This is a genomic window from Roseovarius sp. MMSF_3281, assembly GCF_030733685.1.
Taxonomy (GTDB): domain Bacteria; phylum Pseudomonadota; class Alphaproteobacteria; order Rhodobacterales; family Rhodobacteraceae; genus Roseovarius.
Map to the genome: position 1 here is coordinate 30631 of NZ_JASHIM010000006.1, position 14764 is coordinate 45394.

At 61.1% G+C, this 14764-nt stretch carries 19 protein-coding genes; 13 read left to right on the forward strand and 6 right to left on the reverse strand.

The window, feature by feature from the left end; translation table 11 throughout:
* Positions 1-90: 90 nt before the first annotated feature.
* The 10 genes from RBB32_RS08385 to RBB32_RS08430 all read left to right on the forward strand — a co-directional run bounded on the left by RBB32_RS08385 (position 91) and on the right by RBB32_RS08430 (position 7057).
* The gene (locus RBB32_RS08385; protein ID WP_306152252.1) at positions 91-618 is read left to right on the forward strand and encodes a hypothetical protein; all 528 of its coding nucleotides are present in this window, start codon (positions 91-93) and stop codon (positions 616-618) included.
* A gap of 227 nt (positions 619-845) precedes the next feature.
* On the forward strand, positions 846-1130 hold the full coding sequence (gene ihfB / locus RBB32_RS08390) for an integration host factor subunit beta (protein WP_306152253.1): 285 nt from the start codon (positions 846-848) through the stop codon (positions 1128-1130).
* On the forward strand, positions 1130-1480 hold the full coding sequence (locus RBB32_RS08395) for a LapA family protein (protein ID WP_306152254.1): 351 nt from the start codon (positions 1130-1132) through the stop codon (positions 1478-1480). The genes ihfB and RBB32_RS08395 overlap by 1 nt, the downstream gene beginning before the upstream one ends.
* A gap of 9 nt (positions 1481-1489) precedes the next feature.
* Entirely contained in the window at positions 1490-2134 is a 645-nt protein-coding gene (locus RBB32_RS08400) for a phosphoribosylanthranilate isomerase (protein WP_306152255.1), read from the forward strand.
* Positions 2131-2580: a GNAT family N-acetyltransferase gene (locus tag RBB32_RS08405; protein ID WP_306152256.1), complete on the forward strand. Its 450-nt coding sequence runs from the start codon at positions 2131-2133 to the stop codon at positions 2578-2580. The genes RBB32_RS08400 and RBB32_RS08405 overlap by 4 nt, the downstream gene beginning before the upstream one ends.
* 293 nt (positions 2581-2873) lie before the next feature.
* Positions 2874-3950, forward strand: coding sequence for a hypothetical protein (locus RBB32_RS08410; protein ID WP_306152257.1), 1077 nt, complete (start codon positions 2874-2876; stop codon positions 3948-3950).
* Between the two features lie 141 nt (positions 3951-4091).
* The gene (locus tag RBB32_RS08415; RefSeq protein WP_306152258.1) at positions 4092-4715 is read left to right on the forward strand and encodes a class I SAM-dependent methyltransferase; all 624 of its coding nucleotides are present in this window, start codon (positions 4092-4094) and stop codon (positions 4713-4715) included.
* A gap of 77 nt (positions 4716-4792) precedes the next feature.
* The gene (trpB, locus tag RBB32_RS08420; RefSeq protein WP_306152259.1) at positions 4793-6037 is read left to right on the forward strand and encodes a tryptophan synthase subunit beta; all 1245 of its coding nucleotides are present in this window, start codon (positions 4793-4795) and stop codon (positions 6035-6037) included.
* A gap of 109 nt (positions 6038-6146) precedes the next feature.
* Positions 6147-6521, forward strand: coding sequence for a hypothetical protein (locus RBB32_RS08425; RefSeq protein ID WP_306152260.1), 375 nt, complete (start codon positions 6147-6149; stop codon positions 6519-6521).
* Positions 6521-7057, forward strand: a complete 537-nt coding sequence (locus RBB32_RS08430) for a helix-turn-helix transcriptional regulator (RefSeq protein WP_306152261.1) — start codon at positions 6521-6523, stop codon at positions 7055-7057. Before RBB32_RS08425 ends, RBB32_RS08430 begins: the two co-directional genes overlap by 1 nt.
* Before the next feature lie 15 nt (positions 7058-7072).
* On the opposite strand, the gene RBB32_RS08435 is transcribed toward RBB32_RS08430, so the two are convergent.
* Positions 7073-7447 carry a DUF2237 family protein gene (locus RBB32_RS08435; protein WP_306152262.1) on the reverse strand — a complete coding sequence of 125 codons (375 nt, stop codon included), beginning with the start codon at positions 7445-7447 and terminating at the stop codon, positions 7073-7075.
* Positions 7448-7468: 21 nt separating this feature from the next.
* Positions 7469-8632 (reverse strand): serine hydrolase, encoded by a 1164-nt coding sequence (locus RBB32_RS08440; RefSeq protein WP_306152263.1) that lies wholly within the window; start codon positions 8630-8632, stop codon positions 7469-7471.
* A 326-nt stretch (positions 8633-8958) separates the two neighbouring features.
* On the opposite strand from RBB32_RS08440, the gene RBB32_RS08445 reads away from it, so the two are divergent.
* From RBB32_RS08445 to RBB32_RS08455, 3 genes are read left to right on the forward strand one after another with little or no spacing between them, the layout of a single operon-like run.
* The gene (locus RBB32_RS08445; RefSeq protein WP_306152264.1) at positions 8959-9732 is read left to right on the forward strand and encodes a class I SAM-dependent methyltransferase; all 774 of its coding nucleotides are present in this window, start codon (positions 8959-8961) and stop codon (positions 9730-9732) included.
* A 29-nt stretch (positions 9733-9761) separates the two neighbouring features.
* A complete protein-coding gene (locus tag RBB32_RS08450) occupies positions 9762-10403 on the forward strand; it encodes a class I SAM-dependent methyltransferase (protein ID WP_306152265.1) in 642 nt (213 codons plus the stop codon).
* Positions 10393-11088, forward strand: a complete 696-nt coding sequence (locus tag RBB32_RS08455) for an AAA family ATPase (protein ID WP_306152266.1) — start codon at positions 10393-10395, stop codon at positions 11086-11088. Before RBB32_RS08450 ends, RBB32_RS08455 begins: the two co-directional genes overlap by 11 nt.
* 56 nt (positions 11089-11144) lie before the next feature.
* Here RBB32_RS08455 and pth read toward each other — a convergent pair whose 3' ends face one another.
* From pth to RBB32_RS08475, 4 genes are all read right to left on the reverse strand, one after another.
* Positions 11145-11828 (reverse strand): aminoacyl-tRNA hydrolase, encoded by a 684-nt coding sequence (pth, locus tag RBB32_RS08460; protein ID WP_306152267.1) that lies wholly within the window; start codon positions 11826-11828, stop codon positions 11145-11147.
* A 136-nt stretch (positions 11829-11964) separates the two neighbouring features.
* Positions 11965-12630: a 50S ribosomal protein L25/general stress protein Ctc gene (locus RBB32_RS08465; protein ID WP_306152269.1), complete on the reverse strand. Its 666-nt coding sequence runs from the start codon at positions 12628-12630 to the stop codon at positions 11965-11967.
* 304 nt (positions 12631-12934) lie between these two features.
* Positions 12935-14260, reverse strand: coding sequence for an ammonium transporter (locus RBB32_RS08470; protein ID WP_306152270.1), 1326 nt, complete (start codon positions 14258-14260; stop codon positions 12935-12937).
* A 20-nt stretch (positions 14261-14280) separates the two neighbouring features.
* Complete coding sequence (locus RBB32_RS08475; protein ID WP_306152271.1) at positions 14281-14619, reverse strand: P-II family nitrogen regulator; 339 nt, start codon at positions 14617-14619, stop codon at positions 14281-14283.
* Positions 14620-14764: the final 145 nt, after the last annotated feature.

A 14764-nucleotide genomic window follows, 5' to 3' on the forward strand; every position in this document is an offset into this window, starting at 1 on the left:
ATCTTGGCCGGGTGCCGCACAGGGTATGATCTTGAGGCTTACAATAAGCCCTTGCCGGTCACAGGTATGCCTCTGAGCTCTTCCGGAAAGGTGACGCGCGAAACCCATGGCCGGATCGTGGAGCTTCCCTATTTCGCGGCGTCGGATGTCCCGGCGCGCCCACAGGTTCACGGCAAGGACACTGCCGAACCGACGATCAATCTCGCGGTTGAAAGCAACCTTGGATATCTCGAGGTGCTGATGCTCTATCCACCGTTTGGCCATGTAAACTATGGCGCGGGCGGGGGCGGCAAGGCGATCCCGATCATGGTCAAGATCGAGGCGCCTTATGCCCCTACGGCCATGGTGCCGCGCGACAGCAGGCGCAGGTACAAGCCAGCCCAAGACCGGACATTCCGGGCGCCGATCTATCATCAGCGCAATCGGCAAAAGGCGATTTCGCTGGCCAAGGAGATTCTGGCAAACACCCATTGCCGGGGCGGGCGCGTGACCGAAGATCACGCGGATGGCCCCTTTGCCGAAGCCTATGACAAGAAGACCCGCTCTGTCACCGGGTTGAGGGTTACGCCGGGTTGGGGCATCAAGCTGCGGTGTTCTAGGTGGCGGGCCAAGGGCTGATCGGCGCGGCGAATCGTGTGGTGTCGCGAGCTGCGCGCCGTTGGTCACGCGGGGCGATGTGATCGCCATTTCGGCCGGAGGGGTGCGGAGATTTCGTCCAAGTCACGCATTTCTCGGGGTTTTCTGCCCAATCCGGCTTGCCTTCCTGTTTCGGTTTTTCACGTTTATATCTATAGTCGTGTGATGAAATGACGGGCGCGACCAACAAGATCCGTGGGAGGACACCGATGATCAGATCGGAATTGATTCAAAAAATTGCCGACGAAAACCCGCATTTGTACCAGCGGGACGTAGAGCGGATCGTGAACACGATCTTCAATGAAATCACCGACGCCATGGCCGAAGGCAACCGCGTGGAACTGCGCGGCTTCGGGGCATTCTCGGTGAAAAAGCGCGATGCGCGCACCGGTCGCAATCCGCGCACCGGGGAATCGGTTAGTGTCGAGGAAAAACACGTGCCGTTTTTCAAAACCGGTAAGCTTTTGCGTGATCGTCTGAATGGGAAGTCCTGATGCGCTATATCCGCTATGCCTCGATTGCCATCTTCGCAGTGGCCCTGATCCTGATCGCCCTGGCCAACCGGGGCATGGTTTCGGTCAGGGTGTTGCCCGATGAATTGTCGGGCATGGCGGCGCTGAACCCGACCTATGACGTGCCGCTCTTCGTCGTGATCTTCGGCGGCATCTTCGCGGGTTTCATCATCGGGTTGATCTGGGAATGGATCCGCGAACACGGCGAACGCGTCGAGGCGGCCCGCAAGGCCCGTGAACTCAGCGCGCTGCGCGCCGAGGTGCGCCGCCTGAAGGGTGAAAAGCACGAGGGCAAGGACGAGGTTCTGGCACTTTTGGACGAGGCCAGTTAAACCCGCGTCATGGCCCATGACACCCGCGTTAAAATCTGTGGACTGACCGAAACCGCCGATATCCCCGCCGCCATCGTGGCGGGGGCGTCTTACGTCGGGTTCGTGTTCTTTCCCAAATCCCCCCGCCATCTTGATCTTGAGGCGGCACGTTTCATGGCAAGCTCGGTGCCCGAGGGGATCATGAAAGTGGCGCTGACGGTGGATGCCAAGGATGCGATGCTCGATGAACTGACCTCCGAGGTGCCGCTGGACATGCTGCAACTTCATGGCAAAGAAAGCCCGGCCCGGGTGGCCGAGGTGAAAACGCGCTACGGCTTGCCGGTGATGAAGGCCATCGGCATCGAATCCGAAACCGACCTGACGCAGATCGACTTCTACGCCAAGGTGGCCGACCAGCTTTTGATCGACGCCAAGCCGCCGACAGGTGCCGACCGCCCCGGCGGCAATGCCATGGCCTTTGACTGGTCGCTGATTGCCGGGCGGCGCTGGCCGGTGCCCTGGATGCTGGCGGGCGGTCTGACGCCGGACAACGTGGGCGAGGCGGTGCGCGCCACCGGCGCGCGGCAGGTCGATGTGTCCTCGGGCGTGGAAAGCGCGCCGGGGGTGAAAGACGCGCAGAAGATGGTGGATTTCGTAACCGCCGCCCGCGCATGATCCGCTTTCGCCCCGCCACGCGCGCCGATGTCGCGGCGGTGGTGGCATTGCTGGCCGACGACATGCTGGGGCAGGGGCGCGAGGCGGATGACCTGGATAGGTATCTTGCGGCGTTCGACGCCATGCAGGCCGAGGGCGGCAACCAGCTTATCGTCGGCGAGGACAAGGCGGGCCGGGTGATCGCCACCTATCAACTGACCTTGATTTCCGGCCTTTCGCTCAAGGCCGCGCGGCGGGCGCAGGTGGAAAGCGTGCGGATCGCCAGAGACCGGCGCGGTCATGGCCTTGGCCAACGGATGTTTGCGGATGTCGAGGCCCGCGCGCGGGCCGCGGGCTGCCGGTTGATCCAACTGACGATGAACGCCACCCGCACCGACAGCCGCCGGTTTTACGAAGGCCTGGGGTTCGAGGCCTCGCACATAGGGTTCAAGCGGTATCTGGAGTGATCCCCCCGTGACCGAAAGGAGCGGCTGCGCCGCACAGGATAAGCGCGCTTATGCGCGCCGATTGAGGGGCTTTGCCCCTTCGTTGAAAATGGGATTTTCAACGTACCCTAGGATATTTCGGGCCAGAAGAAGGGGGCAGGGGTGGCCTTGCAATCCGCTCTTGGGGTCAGGATAAAACGGTCTGCCTGTCACCTGGGCCATCGGGGAAAGGCGGAAGATGTGCAGCGGGTGGGTTTGGGCCTGCAACTCGCGAAAGGCTTTGGTTTGCCCGGGTCTGGGCAGGGGGGATGGTGATGTATTCACAACACGATGCGGCAGGCCCGCCGGCCCGGCGAATTCTACTGCATTTGGGAATGAACAAGACCGGCTCGACCGCGCTGCAGGTGGCGTTGCGGGGGTACCGAACGGCGGAGTGGGCCATGCTGGATATTCCGGGCTTTACCCAGACACAGGCCATGTGCCTGGCCTTTCGCAATACTGTGCCGCCGCAGCTTTACGTATCGCGCGATGAGGCCGGGCGGGCGGCCGAACGGGCCAAGGCGCGTGCCGCGCTGGAGCAGGCCTTGGCGGAGGAGCGCCGCTCGGTGATCATCTCGTCCGAGTTCCTGTCGGATTTCACGGGCGATGGCGAGGTCGAGGGCGCGCTTGCCGCCCTGCGCCGCCACGCCGAGGACATCACCGCCATCGTCTACCTGCGCGATCCGGCAGGGTATGCGGCAAGCCTTTATCAGCAAAGCCTGAAAACCCGTCTGCCCGGTGCGGATTTGCGCGGGCTTTATCCGCGCTATCGCCGCCGGTTGCGGCCCTGGGTCAAGACCCTGGGCCGGCGCGGGGTGATCTTCCGCCCCTATAGCCCCGGGGCTTACCCGGGCGATGCCTTGATGCGCGATTTCGCGGCCCATGGCGGGATTGACCCCACGGCGATGAAGCCGGTTCCGCGCCGTGCCAATGCCTCGCTCAGCGCCGAAGCCACGGCCCTTCTTTATTGTTATCGGCAAAAGCATCCACAGATGCCCGGCGATCCGGCATGGCGGCGCGCCGAGGCGAAAATGGTTCTTCGCCTCAAGGGGTTTGGAGAGCGGAGTTTTTCCTTTAGTCCAGCGGCCAAGGCCCATATCATCGACGGGCACGAGGCGGATCTGGCCTGGGCCGAGGCACGCCTTGGCACAGGGTTCGCGCCACAGGCCGCGACCGGCACGGCGCTGCGCCTTGACAGTCCGGAGCAGTTCGACGATGTGGCGCAAGAGTCCTTTGCGGATTTCCGGGAGTGGTTGGCGGCCTGCGGTCCATATCCGGCCCGACGCCTGCGCACCCCGGCGCAAGCCCTGCGCGCCCTGGTCGAGAGAGCCTATGAACAGGGGGGCGATTGACAAACCGCCCCCTGCGGCGCCGTGATGCAAGGCCTGAAGCGTTGCGCCGTTCACCGGCGCCGTCGGCGAAAGGGTGGAACGCGCGCGACGATTGGGCTATGGATTGCATTTCGCGAAACGCTTTAGGGAAAGGGGAAAAAGATGCAAAGCGACGGTCTGGAGGATGTCTATGGGGCCGACTCCCCCGAGGAGGCCCGCCGCCTTTATGACGAATGGTCGGGCAGCTATGATGCCGATAACCTTGCAAAGGGGTTTCGCCTGCCCGGTTTGGGGGCGGCGATGCTGGCACGGCATCTTGGCCGGAGCGATGGGCCGATCCTCGATGCCTGTTGCGGCACGGGGTTGGTGGGCGAAAGCTTGGCGGTCCTGGGCTATGGGCCGATTACCGGCTGTGACCTGTCGCCCGAAATGGTTGCAGCCGCGCAAAAGACCGGGGCCTATGCCGATCTGGCGCAGGCCAACATGGTCGAAGGCTTGCCCCATGATGACGATACATTCGCCGGGTTTGCCTGCATCGGGTCTTTCGGACCCGGCCATGCCCCGCCCGAAAGCCTGTATGAACTGGCCCGTGTCACCCGACCGGGCGGGATCGGCGTGTTCAACCTTCTGACCGCGTATTGGGAGGACCAAGGGTTCCCGCGGGTGATCGAGGATCTGACCACCAAGGGCGCGTGGGAAGAGGTAGAGATCAGCCGCCCCTTCCGGCCCTATCTTCTGGCCGAACCCGATCTTTGGTCGCGCCTGCACGTGATGCGGATGCTTTAGCTTTTCGCTGGAAAATTCCGCCCGCGTCCCATATTGATCGGCGGGATCAAACGGCCCAGACGGGAAGGCAGACAACGATGAACGATCTTTTCAATTCCTTCATGACCGGACCCGACGAAAAGGGCCGGTTCGGTGACTTCGGCGGGCGCTTCGTTTCGGAAACCCTGATGCCGCTGATCCTCGAATTGGAAGAGCAATACGAGAACGCCAAGACCGACCAGAGTTTCTGGGACGAGATGCACGATCTCTGGACCCATTACGTCGGACGCCCCAGCCCGCTTTATTTCGCCCAGCGGATGACCGAGGAACTGGGCGGGGCCAAGATTTACCTCAAGCGCGATGAGTTGAACCACACCGGCGCGCACAAGATCAACAACGTGCTGGGCCAGATCATCCTTGCCCGCCGCATGGGCAAAAGCCGGATCATCGCCGAAACCGGCGCCGGGCAACACGGCGTGGCAACTGCCACCGTCTGCGCCAAGTTCGGCCTGAAATGCGTGGTCTACATGGGTGCGCATGATGTTGAACGCCAAGCGCCCAACGTGTTCCGTATGCGCCTTCTGGGGGCCGAGGTGGTGCCGGTGACCTCTGGGCGCGGGACGCTCAAGGACGCGATGAACGACGCGCTGCGCGATTGGGTGACCAATGTGCGCGATACCTTCTATTGCATCGGCACCGTGGCCGGGCCGCACCCGTACCCCGCCATGGTCCGCGATTTCCAGTCGATCATCGGCAAGGAAGCCCGCGAACAGATGCAAGAAGCCGAAGGCCGTCTGCCCGATACGATCATCGCCGCCATTGGTGGCGGGTCGAACGCCATGGGCCTGTTCTTTCCTTTCCTTGACGACAAATCGGTCAACATCATCGGGGTCGAGGCCGGCGGTAAAGGTGTGAACGAAAAGATGGAGCATTGCGCCTCGCTCACCGGGGGGCGCCCGGGCGTGTTGCACGGCAACCGCACCTATCTTTTGCAGGATGACGATGGCCAGATACTTGAGGGCTATTCGATCTCGGCGGGTCTGGATTACCCCGGCATCGGCCCCGAACACAGCTGGCTGCATGAAATTGGCCGCGCGCAATATGTCGCCATCACCGACAAAGAAGCGCTGGAAGCCTTCCAGTTCTGCTGCGCGCAAGAGGGGATCATCCCCGCGCTGGAGCCCAGCCACGCCATGGCCCATGTCATGAAAATCGCGCCCGAGCTGCCCAAGGACCACATCATCTGCATGAACATGTGTGGCCGGGGTGACAAGGATATCTTTACCGTCGCCAAGCACCTTGGCTTTGACATGGGCGATACCGAGGGCCGCGACGCGGATTAAACTTCGGTTTATCCCACCACAAATAAACCCCCGGGTGCCTGTCACCGGGGGTTTTTTCGTGCCACATTGAGGGGGCACAAGGCCCTTCCCCCTGCATAGGAAATCCCAGATGCTCCGCCGTTCGCTTCTTATCGCCTGCCTGTCACTGACCCCGTTGGCCGGGGTGGCGCAGACGCAAACCATTCAGGACCGGATCGTGCAACAATTGCGCGACCAGGGATTTGACGAGATCGAGGTGACCCGCACCTGGCTGGGCCGGGTGCGGATACTGGCCGAAGAAGACGACACCCTGCGCGAGATTATCCTCAGCCCGACAACCGGGGCCATCCTGCGCGACTACTGGGTCGAATTGGATGACGACGATGACGACGACGATGACGACGACGACGATGACGACGACGATGACGACGACGACGATGACGACGACGATGACGATGACCGTCGCCGTGGCCTGCTCGACAACGATCATGAGGATGACGACTGATGAAGCGTCCCTTGCCTCATATCCTGCTCTTTGCCGTGCAGATCGCCTGCGCCGGTGTCTTCCTTTATGATATCGCGGTCACGCTTCTGGGGCTGCGCGCCGCGCCCATCTCGTGGCAGCTACACGAGATGATCGAGATCGGCGCCGCCGTGGGGCTGCTTCTGGGGGTGCTGGTGACCGGGGCCTTGCTGCGCCAATCCATCGGGCGGCAACAGCGCGCCGAAGAGGGGCTGCGCCTTGCCTCGGGTGCCTTTGCGCAGGTGCTGGAAGAACGCTTTGACACATGGGGCCTGACCCCTGCCGAACGCGACGTGGCGCTGTTTTCCATCAAGGGGCTGTCACTGTCGGATATCGCCGCCCTGCGCCAAACCTCGGAGGGGACCGTCAAGGCGCAAAGCAATGCCATCTACCGCAAGGCCGGGGTCAGCAGCCGCGCGCAACTGCTCAGCCTTTTCATCGACGACCTGATGGAGGACAACGGCCTGCCGGGGCTGGAGGGCAACGCAGAACAGGAGCCGCCCAAGAAATCCGCCTGACCCCGTGGCGCGGCCTTACGCTTCGGCATGTTCCCGCAACACCTCCAGCGGCACGATCTCAAGCGCGCGCTTGTGCGTCGCGGCCAGCCGCACCTTGGGGGCACAGCCCTCGTCATGCGCCTGCAGGAACCGCGCGGCGCACAGGCACCATTGATCGCCGGGCTTCAAGCCGTCAAAGCCGAACTCGGGGCGCGGGGTGGAAAGGTCATTGCCCACGTATTTCGAATAGGCCAGGAATTCGGCTGTCATCAGGGCGCAAACCGTATGGCTGCCCTGATCCTCGTCGCAGGTGTTGCAATGCCCGTCGCGGAAAAACCCCGTCAACGGGGCGTCCGAACATTTCTGCAATGCGCCGCCAAGCACATTCACTGCCTCGTCCTTGCTGATCATCGTCGTTCTCCCCTGACCGGTTCAAAGCGCTTCGGCGATCCGGCGCATCATGGCGACATTGGCCTTATGCACACCGTCCTCGCGGAATTGCCGGTCGGCGGCGGTCACCACGATCACCACATCGCGCGCCTGATCAATGTAGATGTATTGCCCGTAAATGCCACGGGCCATGAACACCCCCTCGGGCGCGCCCGCCGGAATCCACCACTGGTAGCCATAGCCGATCTCGCCGGGGGCGGTGGGCGCGCTGGCCCGGGTCGAGGCCGCAACCCAATCCTCGGACACCACCTGTTTCCCCGCGATCCGGCCGCGCTGTTCATACATCAGGCCAAAGCGCGCATAATCGCGGCTGCGCAGGTTCAGACCGCCCAGAACAAAGGCCACGCCCTCGCCATCGCTCAGGTAATAGGGCGCGGCCTCAAGCCCCAATGGCGCGATCACCTTCTCGCTCATCAACGCGGGGATATCGCGGCCCGTGGCGCCGCGAATGACCATGCCAAGCGCATGGGTGTCGATCGAGACATATTTCCAAACCGCCCCCGGTTTTGCCGCCCGCGCGGTAAGGCCCGCGGCAAAGCCATCCATCGTCCCGCCAAGCGCCAGAACCCGGCCCATGCGGTTGATGTCGGACGCGTAGTCCAGGTAATCCTCGTCAAACTCCAGGCCGCTGGTCATTTGCAAAACCTGCCGGATGCTGACCCCGTCATAGGCGCTGCCTGCCAATTGCGGGGCGTATCGCGTCACCGGATCGTCAAGCGAGTCAATCGCGCCCTCGGCCTCGACGATCCCGAAAAGCGCCGAAAGAAAGCTTTTCGCCATCGACCAGCTGATCCGCCGATCCTCGGGCCCGGTACCCAGACGGTAACTCTCGTGCACAACCTGCCCCGCATCCAGCACCACAAGCGAGGTCACGCTGCGCGCCTCGGCCCATTCCGCCGCCCCCTCGGGCAAGACCATCTCGGGGCCTTGGGGCAGGGGGGTCACCGGCCCATCGCCGCGCGACAAGGGCACCGTCAGAAAGGCGCGCTCCATGTTGGAAAAGTTCTTAACGATCTTGCCTTCGTCGAACAGGGTGTTGACCGCCCACAGGCGCATCACCTCTTCCCGCTTCCAAAGGCCCACCACCACAGCCGCCAGAACAGCCATCACGGCAATTCGTGCCACCCATTTGAAAACCACACGCATATTCGCTTTCCCTGTGTCTAAGGGCAGAAAAGCAGCAAGAAACCTCGACGCAATATACCCTGCAAATGCTTCAAGCCTCTCGGGAAAACAGCGATCAGTTCACCGCACCATGAAACGCCCGTAACAGCAAATGTTGGACGGAGGTCCTCAATCCTGTCAACGACAACTATGCCGATCGCAACCTTGGCGGTGTTTTTTCCCGGCGGATGCCGCCGATTGGCCCCACGATACAGGCGCTTGACAGGCAAATAGCATTTGTTTTTCCGGCCCTGTTGGGCGATGTTGCCGACGGAAAAGATGTCATTATGGAACTTGGGTAAACAAGTATGAAAAAGCGAACCGCCCACCACAAATATACTTGGTTTCCCGCGCCTCCCCTCGATATCGACGAACCTTATAAGCTCGGCAATTACGCCGTCAGCGATGTCAGTGGTGCCATTGCAAAGAAATACCTGGATCGCGCCGCCAATCTAAAAAGAAGCTGGACGCGGATTTGCACCCATCTGCCCGAAACCGTGGACACATCCGAAAAGCTGCGCATCCTGGAATTTTCAACCGCTCATGGCGCGATGCTGGAAATCTGGAATGCACTTGGGCACGATGCGCAAGGAACAGATTATGCCGTGCCCAAGGGGTACGGCAAAACATACAGGAAAATTTCCCCGGACGACCGGGTGTTCCAGTCACTTCACGGCAATCCCGTGGGGGCGGTTCAAAGCGGGTGGATCTATCAACCGATCATCGAATCCATCGGCGCCCGGGTTCATTTGTTCGACGCCGGGAAGGTTCCTTATGACTTTGAGGACAAGTCATTCGATTACATCTGCTGCTATCAGGCGATAGAAGCATATGCCGTACCCGCGGAGTGGGACAAAATCCTTGACGAGTTTTGCCGCATTGCACGCCGCGGCATTGTCATCGGGTTCAATCCGCCCCCCCTGCGCGCCGACGACACATCGGGCTGGGAGGCCACCAAGATCGCGTGGGAGAAACTGCGAACCTACAAGAAGAACGGTTTCACAAATCTGTTCTTCGAGTTCGACGAAACAAATCGCGGGTTCCATCCTTCATGTTGCAAGCTGGTCGCGGACAGCATTTAGTATATCGGTATAAAAAAGGAGCAGTCGACATGGGTAAATCCGGAGCCAAGGGCGATTCATATTACGGCAAAGTCGCCGCGAACTATGAAAAGCGCCGCACCAAACAGGGCTGGTGGCAGGTCGAACAAGAGCAGATGCAGTCCCTTCTGGAAACTCTGCCCGAAGGCTTGTCCGTGCTGGACGTTCCCTTTGGCACGGGTCGTTTCGTACCCTATTACGTCGAGCGTGGCTTTACCATTCACGGGCTCGATGCCTCGATCGAGATGCTCTCGGCGGCGCGGGAAAGTCTTGGCGACAACTTCAACAAGTGCAAAGTCGCCGTCGGCAGCGCGATGGAGATGGATTTTAACGACAACCAGTTCGACTTGCTGGTGAGTACGCGTTTCCTGCGCGATATCATCGTGGCCAAGGATGCGAAAAAGGCCCTGTCCGAATTCGCAAGGGTCACGAAACAATATGCCATCATCCAACTGGGCGAGAATACGCGGGACAAGAGCGAAGACATAGACCCCGAGGTCATTCTGGAAAGCAAGCTGTCTGCCGAGGGAAACGCGGAACTGCTTGGCGAGGTCGGCTTGGACGTGGTCGAAAAACGATTGGTGAAATCGGACCCCGAGGCAAACTCGAATATCTACCACATTCTCTGCAGGAAGGCGGCGAATGCTGATTGAATTTGCCGGTTTGCCGGGGTCGGGAAAAACCACACTCCTGAAGCGATTGAGGCGAGAGCTTGAAAAGCGCGATATTGCGGTGACGGATGCAAACACGATTGCCGAAAAGCGTACGGATGACAAGAACGCCCCCCGCTTCGTCAGGAACAAGCCGCATCGAAACCTGCTGTTCCGCCTTACCCGGTTCTCGGCCAAGAACCCCGAGTTCTTTTCAAAAGCCGAGCAGTCATTCGAAGACGCAACGATCAAGAAATTCCTGTTCTTTCTCTTCGGGGCGCATTTTCAAATGGCGCGCGACCTTCAAAGGGACGGCGAGGTGGTTTTCATGGATGAGGGTTTTTTGAACCATTGCGTGGCAATTTACCCGGGAAAAAGCCAGCGTTCGGATTTTCTCGATCTGATGAATACCGCGCCAAAATCCGATGTCCTGATATATTTTGACATCCCCGCCGAGGTTGCCTTCGACCGTGCTGTCCAACGCCGGGGTGAAGACGGCAAAGCGCGCGAGCAGGTGATCGAGAAATTCGGCAACCTCGATGCTTTCGAGGAACGGCGAGGCACCTTTATGGCCGCGCTGGACATCTATAAGCATCAAGACGCCACAGTCCTTCTTGTCGGGCCGGAGGAAAGCCTTGATCAGGCAGCCACAAGGCTTGCCGACCGACTTATTGCCCTGAACGGGTAAACGGCACCTCCCCGGTATTCCGCAACGGGGGCAACGACGCGCCCGCCGCGCCGACCCTACCGAAACTTGTCCACCAGTTTTTGCAACGGCGTGCGCTCATCCTCCGCCGCAGGCTCTTGCGCCTTGGCGGGCTTTCGGGTCTCGGCCTTCGGCGCTGGTTTCTCGGGCTTGGCGGGGGCCATCCGCCGCGCCACGGCATTCTGGAACTTGTCGGCATGGCCCGCCGCCAAATCCGCCGCGCCATCGGAAATCCCGCGCATCAGGTCATCCAGCCAATCCCGATCCGCCTTGGCAAAATCCTGTAGCACGTATTGCGAAACCAGTTCCTTGCGGCCCGGATGGCCGACGCCCAGGCGCACGCGTGCATAGTCGGCCCCGATATGCGCATGGATCGACCGCAACCCGTTATGCCCCGCATGGCCGCCGCCGCGCTTCACCCGGCACTTGCCCGGCACAAGGTCAAGCTCGTCGTGAAAAACGGTCACGTCGCCCGGCTCCAGCTTGTAAAACCGCATCGCCTCGCCCACCGACTGGCCGCTGAGGTTCATGAAGGTCATCGGCTTGAGCAACAGAACCTTCTCATGGCCCAGGCGCCCCTCGGTCACCTCGCCCTGGAACTTTGCCCGCCACGGGGCAAAGCCATGATCCTCGGCGATCCGGTCGACCGCCATGAAGCCGATATTATGCCGGTTGGCCGCGTATTTCGGCCCCGGGTTGCCCAATCCCACGAAAAGCTGCATCGCGCGCGCCCCTTGCTGTCTTTTGCCCCTGTCCTACGCGGCCCCCGGCCCCAAATCAACGCAGGCCAAAGAAAAACGCGGAAAGCCGGGGGCCTTCCGCGTTTCTTGTTCCTCGGATCGGAAAAGGAAAGGGGGCTTATTCTTCGCCGCCTTCTGCCTCTTCCTCGTCACCGACGGTCGGTACTTCATCCGCATCGGCATCGTCTTCCTCGTCCTCGTCGGACTTGAGGGCCGACGGTGCCGCGATGTTGGCGATCACGAAGTCACGGTCGATGGTCGGCTTGGCGCCGCTCGGCAGGTCGATGCTGGAAATGGTGATGGTCTCACCGATATCCTCGATCCCCGACAGGTCAACGACCAGTTTCTCGGGAATGTCGCCGGCGGTCACGATCAGTTCCACCTCGTTACGCACCACGGTCAGAACGCCACCCTTGGTCAGGGCCGGGCACTCGTCTTCGCCGATGAACTCGACCGGGATGAACAGGTTGATCTTGGTGGACCGGCGCAGGCGCATCAGGTCAAGGTGCGTCGGAAGGTCCTGCACGATGTCGCGTTGCACGTCACGGCAGATCACCCGCACGTCCTCGTGGCCGTCAACCTTGAGGTTGAACAAGGTCGACTTGAAGCGGCCATCCTTCAATTTCTTGATCAGGACGTTGTAGGGGATTTGGATCGGCAGCGGATCGACGTCACCACCAAATACGATACCCGGAACCATGAATGCACGACGTGCTGCACGAGCGGCGCCCTTGCCCGTCCCCGTGCGTTCCTGGGCGTGAAGATCAGGAATTTCTCCAGCCATGTTAATTCTCCATAAGTTAGGGCGGGGTTCCTCCAAGGCTGTAACCCCGCGTGAAGCCGCGCGTATAGACCGGATTGACCCGCTTGGAAAGGGGGATTCTGAACGGATACCGCCGATCTGTCCCTTGCCGCAACGAAATGCCAAAAGGCCTGCCCGCCCCGGGCCTGACCCGGGGCCTCTTGGCCTGTTCCGAGGTCCCGGATCAGGCCCGGGACGCCGACGCGTCGAAAGACCTGCGCAAATAAAAAGCCCGGGCGCGAACGCCCGGGCAGGTGTCTCAAAGGATAACCCCGGAAGGCGGTTATTACCCTTTCGAGAATTCAGGATAGGCTTCCATGCCCAGTTCGGTCATGTCCAAGCCGCTGATCTCTTCTTCTTCGCCCACGCGGATGCCCATGACAGCCTTGAGGATGAACCAGACAACCAGGCTGGCGACGAAGGTGAAGACACCGTAGGCGATGATGCCGGTCAGCTGCGTCACGATGTTGGCGTCACCGTTGTAGAAGACCACGGCGATTGTGCCCCAGATACCGGCAAACAGGTGCACCGGGATCGCGCCGACGACGTCGTCGATCTTGAACTTGTCCAGCATCGGCACGGTCAGCACCACGATGATACCACCCACGGCACCGATCCAGAGCGCCCCAAAGAGGGTGGGGGCCAGCGGTTCGGCGGTGATCGACACAAGGCCGGCCAGCGCACCGTTCAGAACCATGGTCAGGTCCGGTTTCTTGTACATCACCTGCGTCAGGATCAGGGCGGTCACGGCACCGGCGGCGGCGGCCATGTTGGTGTTGGCGAAGATGCGGCTTACGTCCGAGACATCACCAACGGTCCCCATGGCCAGCTGCGAACCGCCATTGAAGCCGAACCAACCCAGCCACAGGATGAACGTCCCCAAAGTGGCAAGCGCAAGGTTCGAACCGGGGATCGGGTTCACTTTGCCGTCTTTGCCATACTTGCCCAGACGCGGGCCAAGCACGATGGCACCGGCCAAGGCGGCCCAGCCCCCTACAGAGTGCACGACGGTAGACCCGGCGAAGTCCGAGAAGCCAGCCTCGGCCAGCCAGCCGCCACCCCACTGCCACGAACCCGAGATCGGGTACATGATCCCGGTCAGCAGAACCACGAAGATCAGGAAGGGCCACAGCTTGATCCGCTCGGCCAGGGCGCCCGACACGATCGAGGCCGTGGCAGCCACAAAGACCAACTGGAAGAAGAAGTCCGACCCGACCGAGGCATAATCAAGCGCCGCGTCAGCCGCAGCCACGCCCACCGGGTCCAGCACGGTCTGCCCGCCGATGGCGAAGAAACCGTTGAAGTCGCCGGGGTACATGGTGTTGAACCCCACCAGCCAATACATGATCGCGGCAATCGAGTAGAGCGCGATGTTCTTGGTCATCTGCATGGTCACGTTCTTCGACCGCACAAGGCCGCCTTCCAGCATGGCAAAACCGGCGGCCATGAAGAACACCAAGAAACCTGCCATGCAGAACAGCAAGGTGGTCATGATATACGGGCCGATCTCGTCAAAGCCCGGGGCGGCGGTGTCTTGCGCCAAGGCAACCTGCGGCGCAGCGATCAGCGCGGCGGCGGCCAAGCCCTTGAGTGTAAAGCGTTTCATATCCATTGTCCTTTCCCCCTGACGGCTTAAAGCGCGTCGTCGTTGGTTTCGCCGGTGCGCACGCGCATGGCTTGTTGGATGTCGAGAACGAAAATCTTGCCGTCCCCGATCTTGCCGGTGCGCGCCGTGCTGGTGATGGTCTCGACCACCTGGTCGGCCATCGCCGCCGACACGGCGATTTCCAGCTTGATCTTGGGTACGAAGTTCACGGCGTATTCGGCGCCGCGATAGATTTCCGTATGCCCGGATTGAGAGCCGAAGCCCTTGATTTCGGTTACCATCATGCCGCTCACGCCGATTTCGGTCAGCGCCTCGCGGACCTCCTCCAGCTTGAACGGTTTGATTGTCGCTATGATGAGTTTCACTGGTGTCCCTTTCGGTTGCGTCACCTGACGTTTGCAGGTGCAGCAAACCCAAGGTGCCCCCGGATTCGGAAGGTGAAACCACGCAATCAGGCCCAATTGACGGGGTGATATGCGCAAAAAATACGCACAAACGCCAAAATGCACA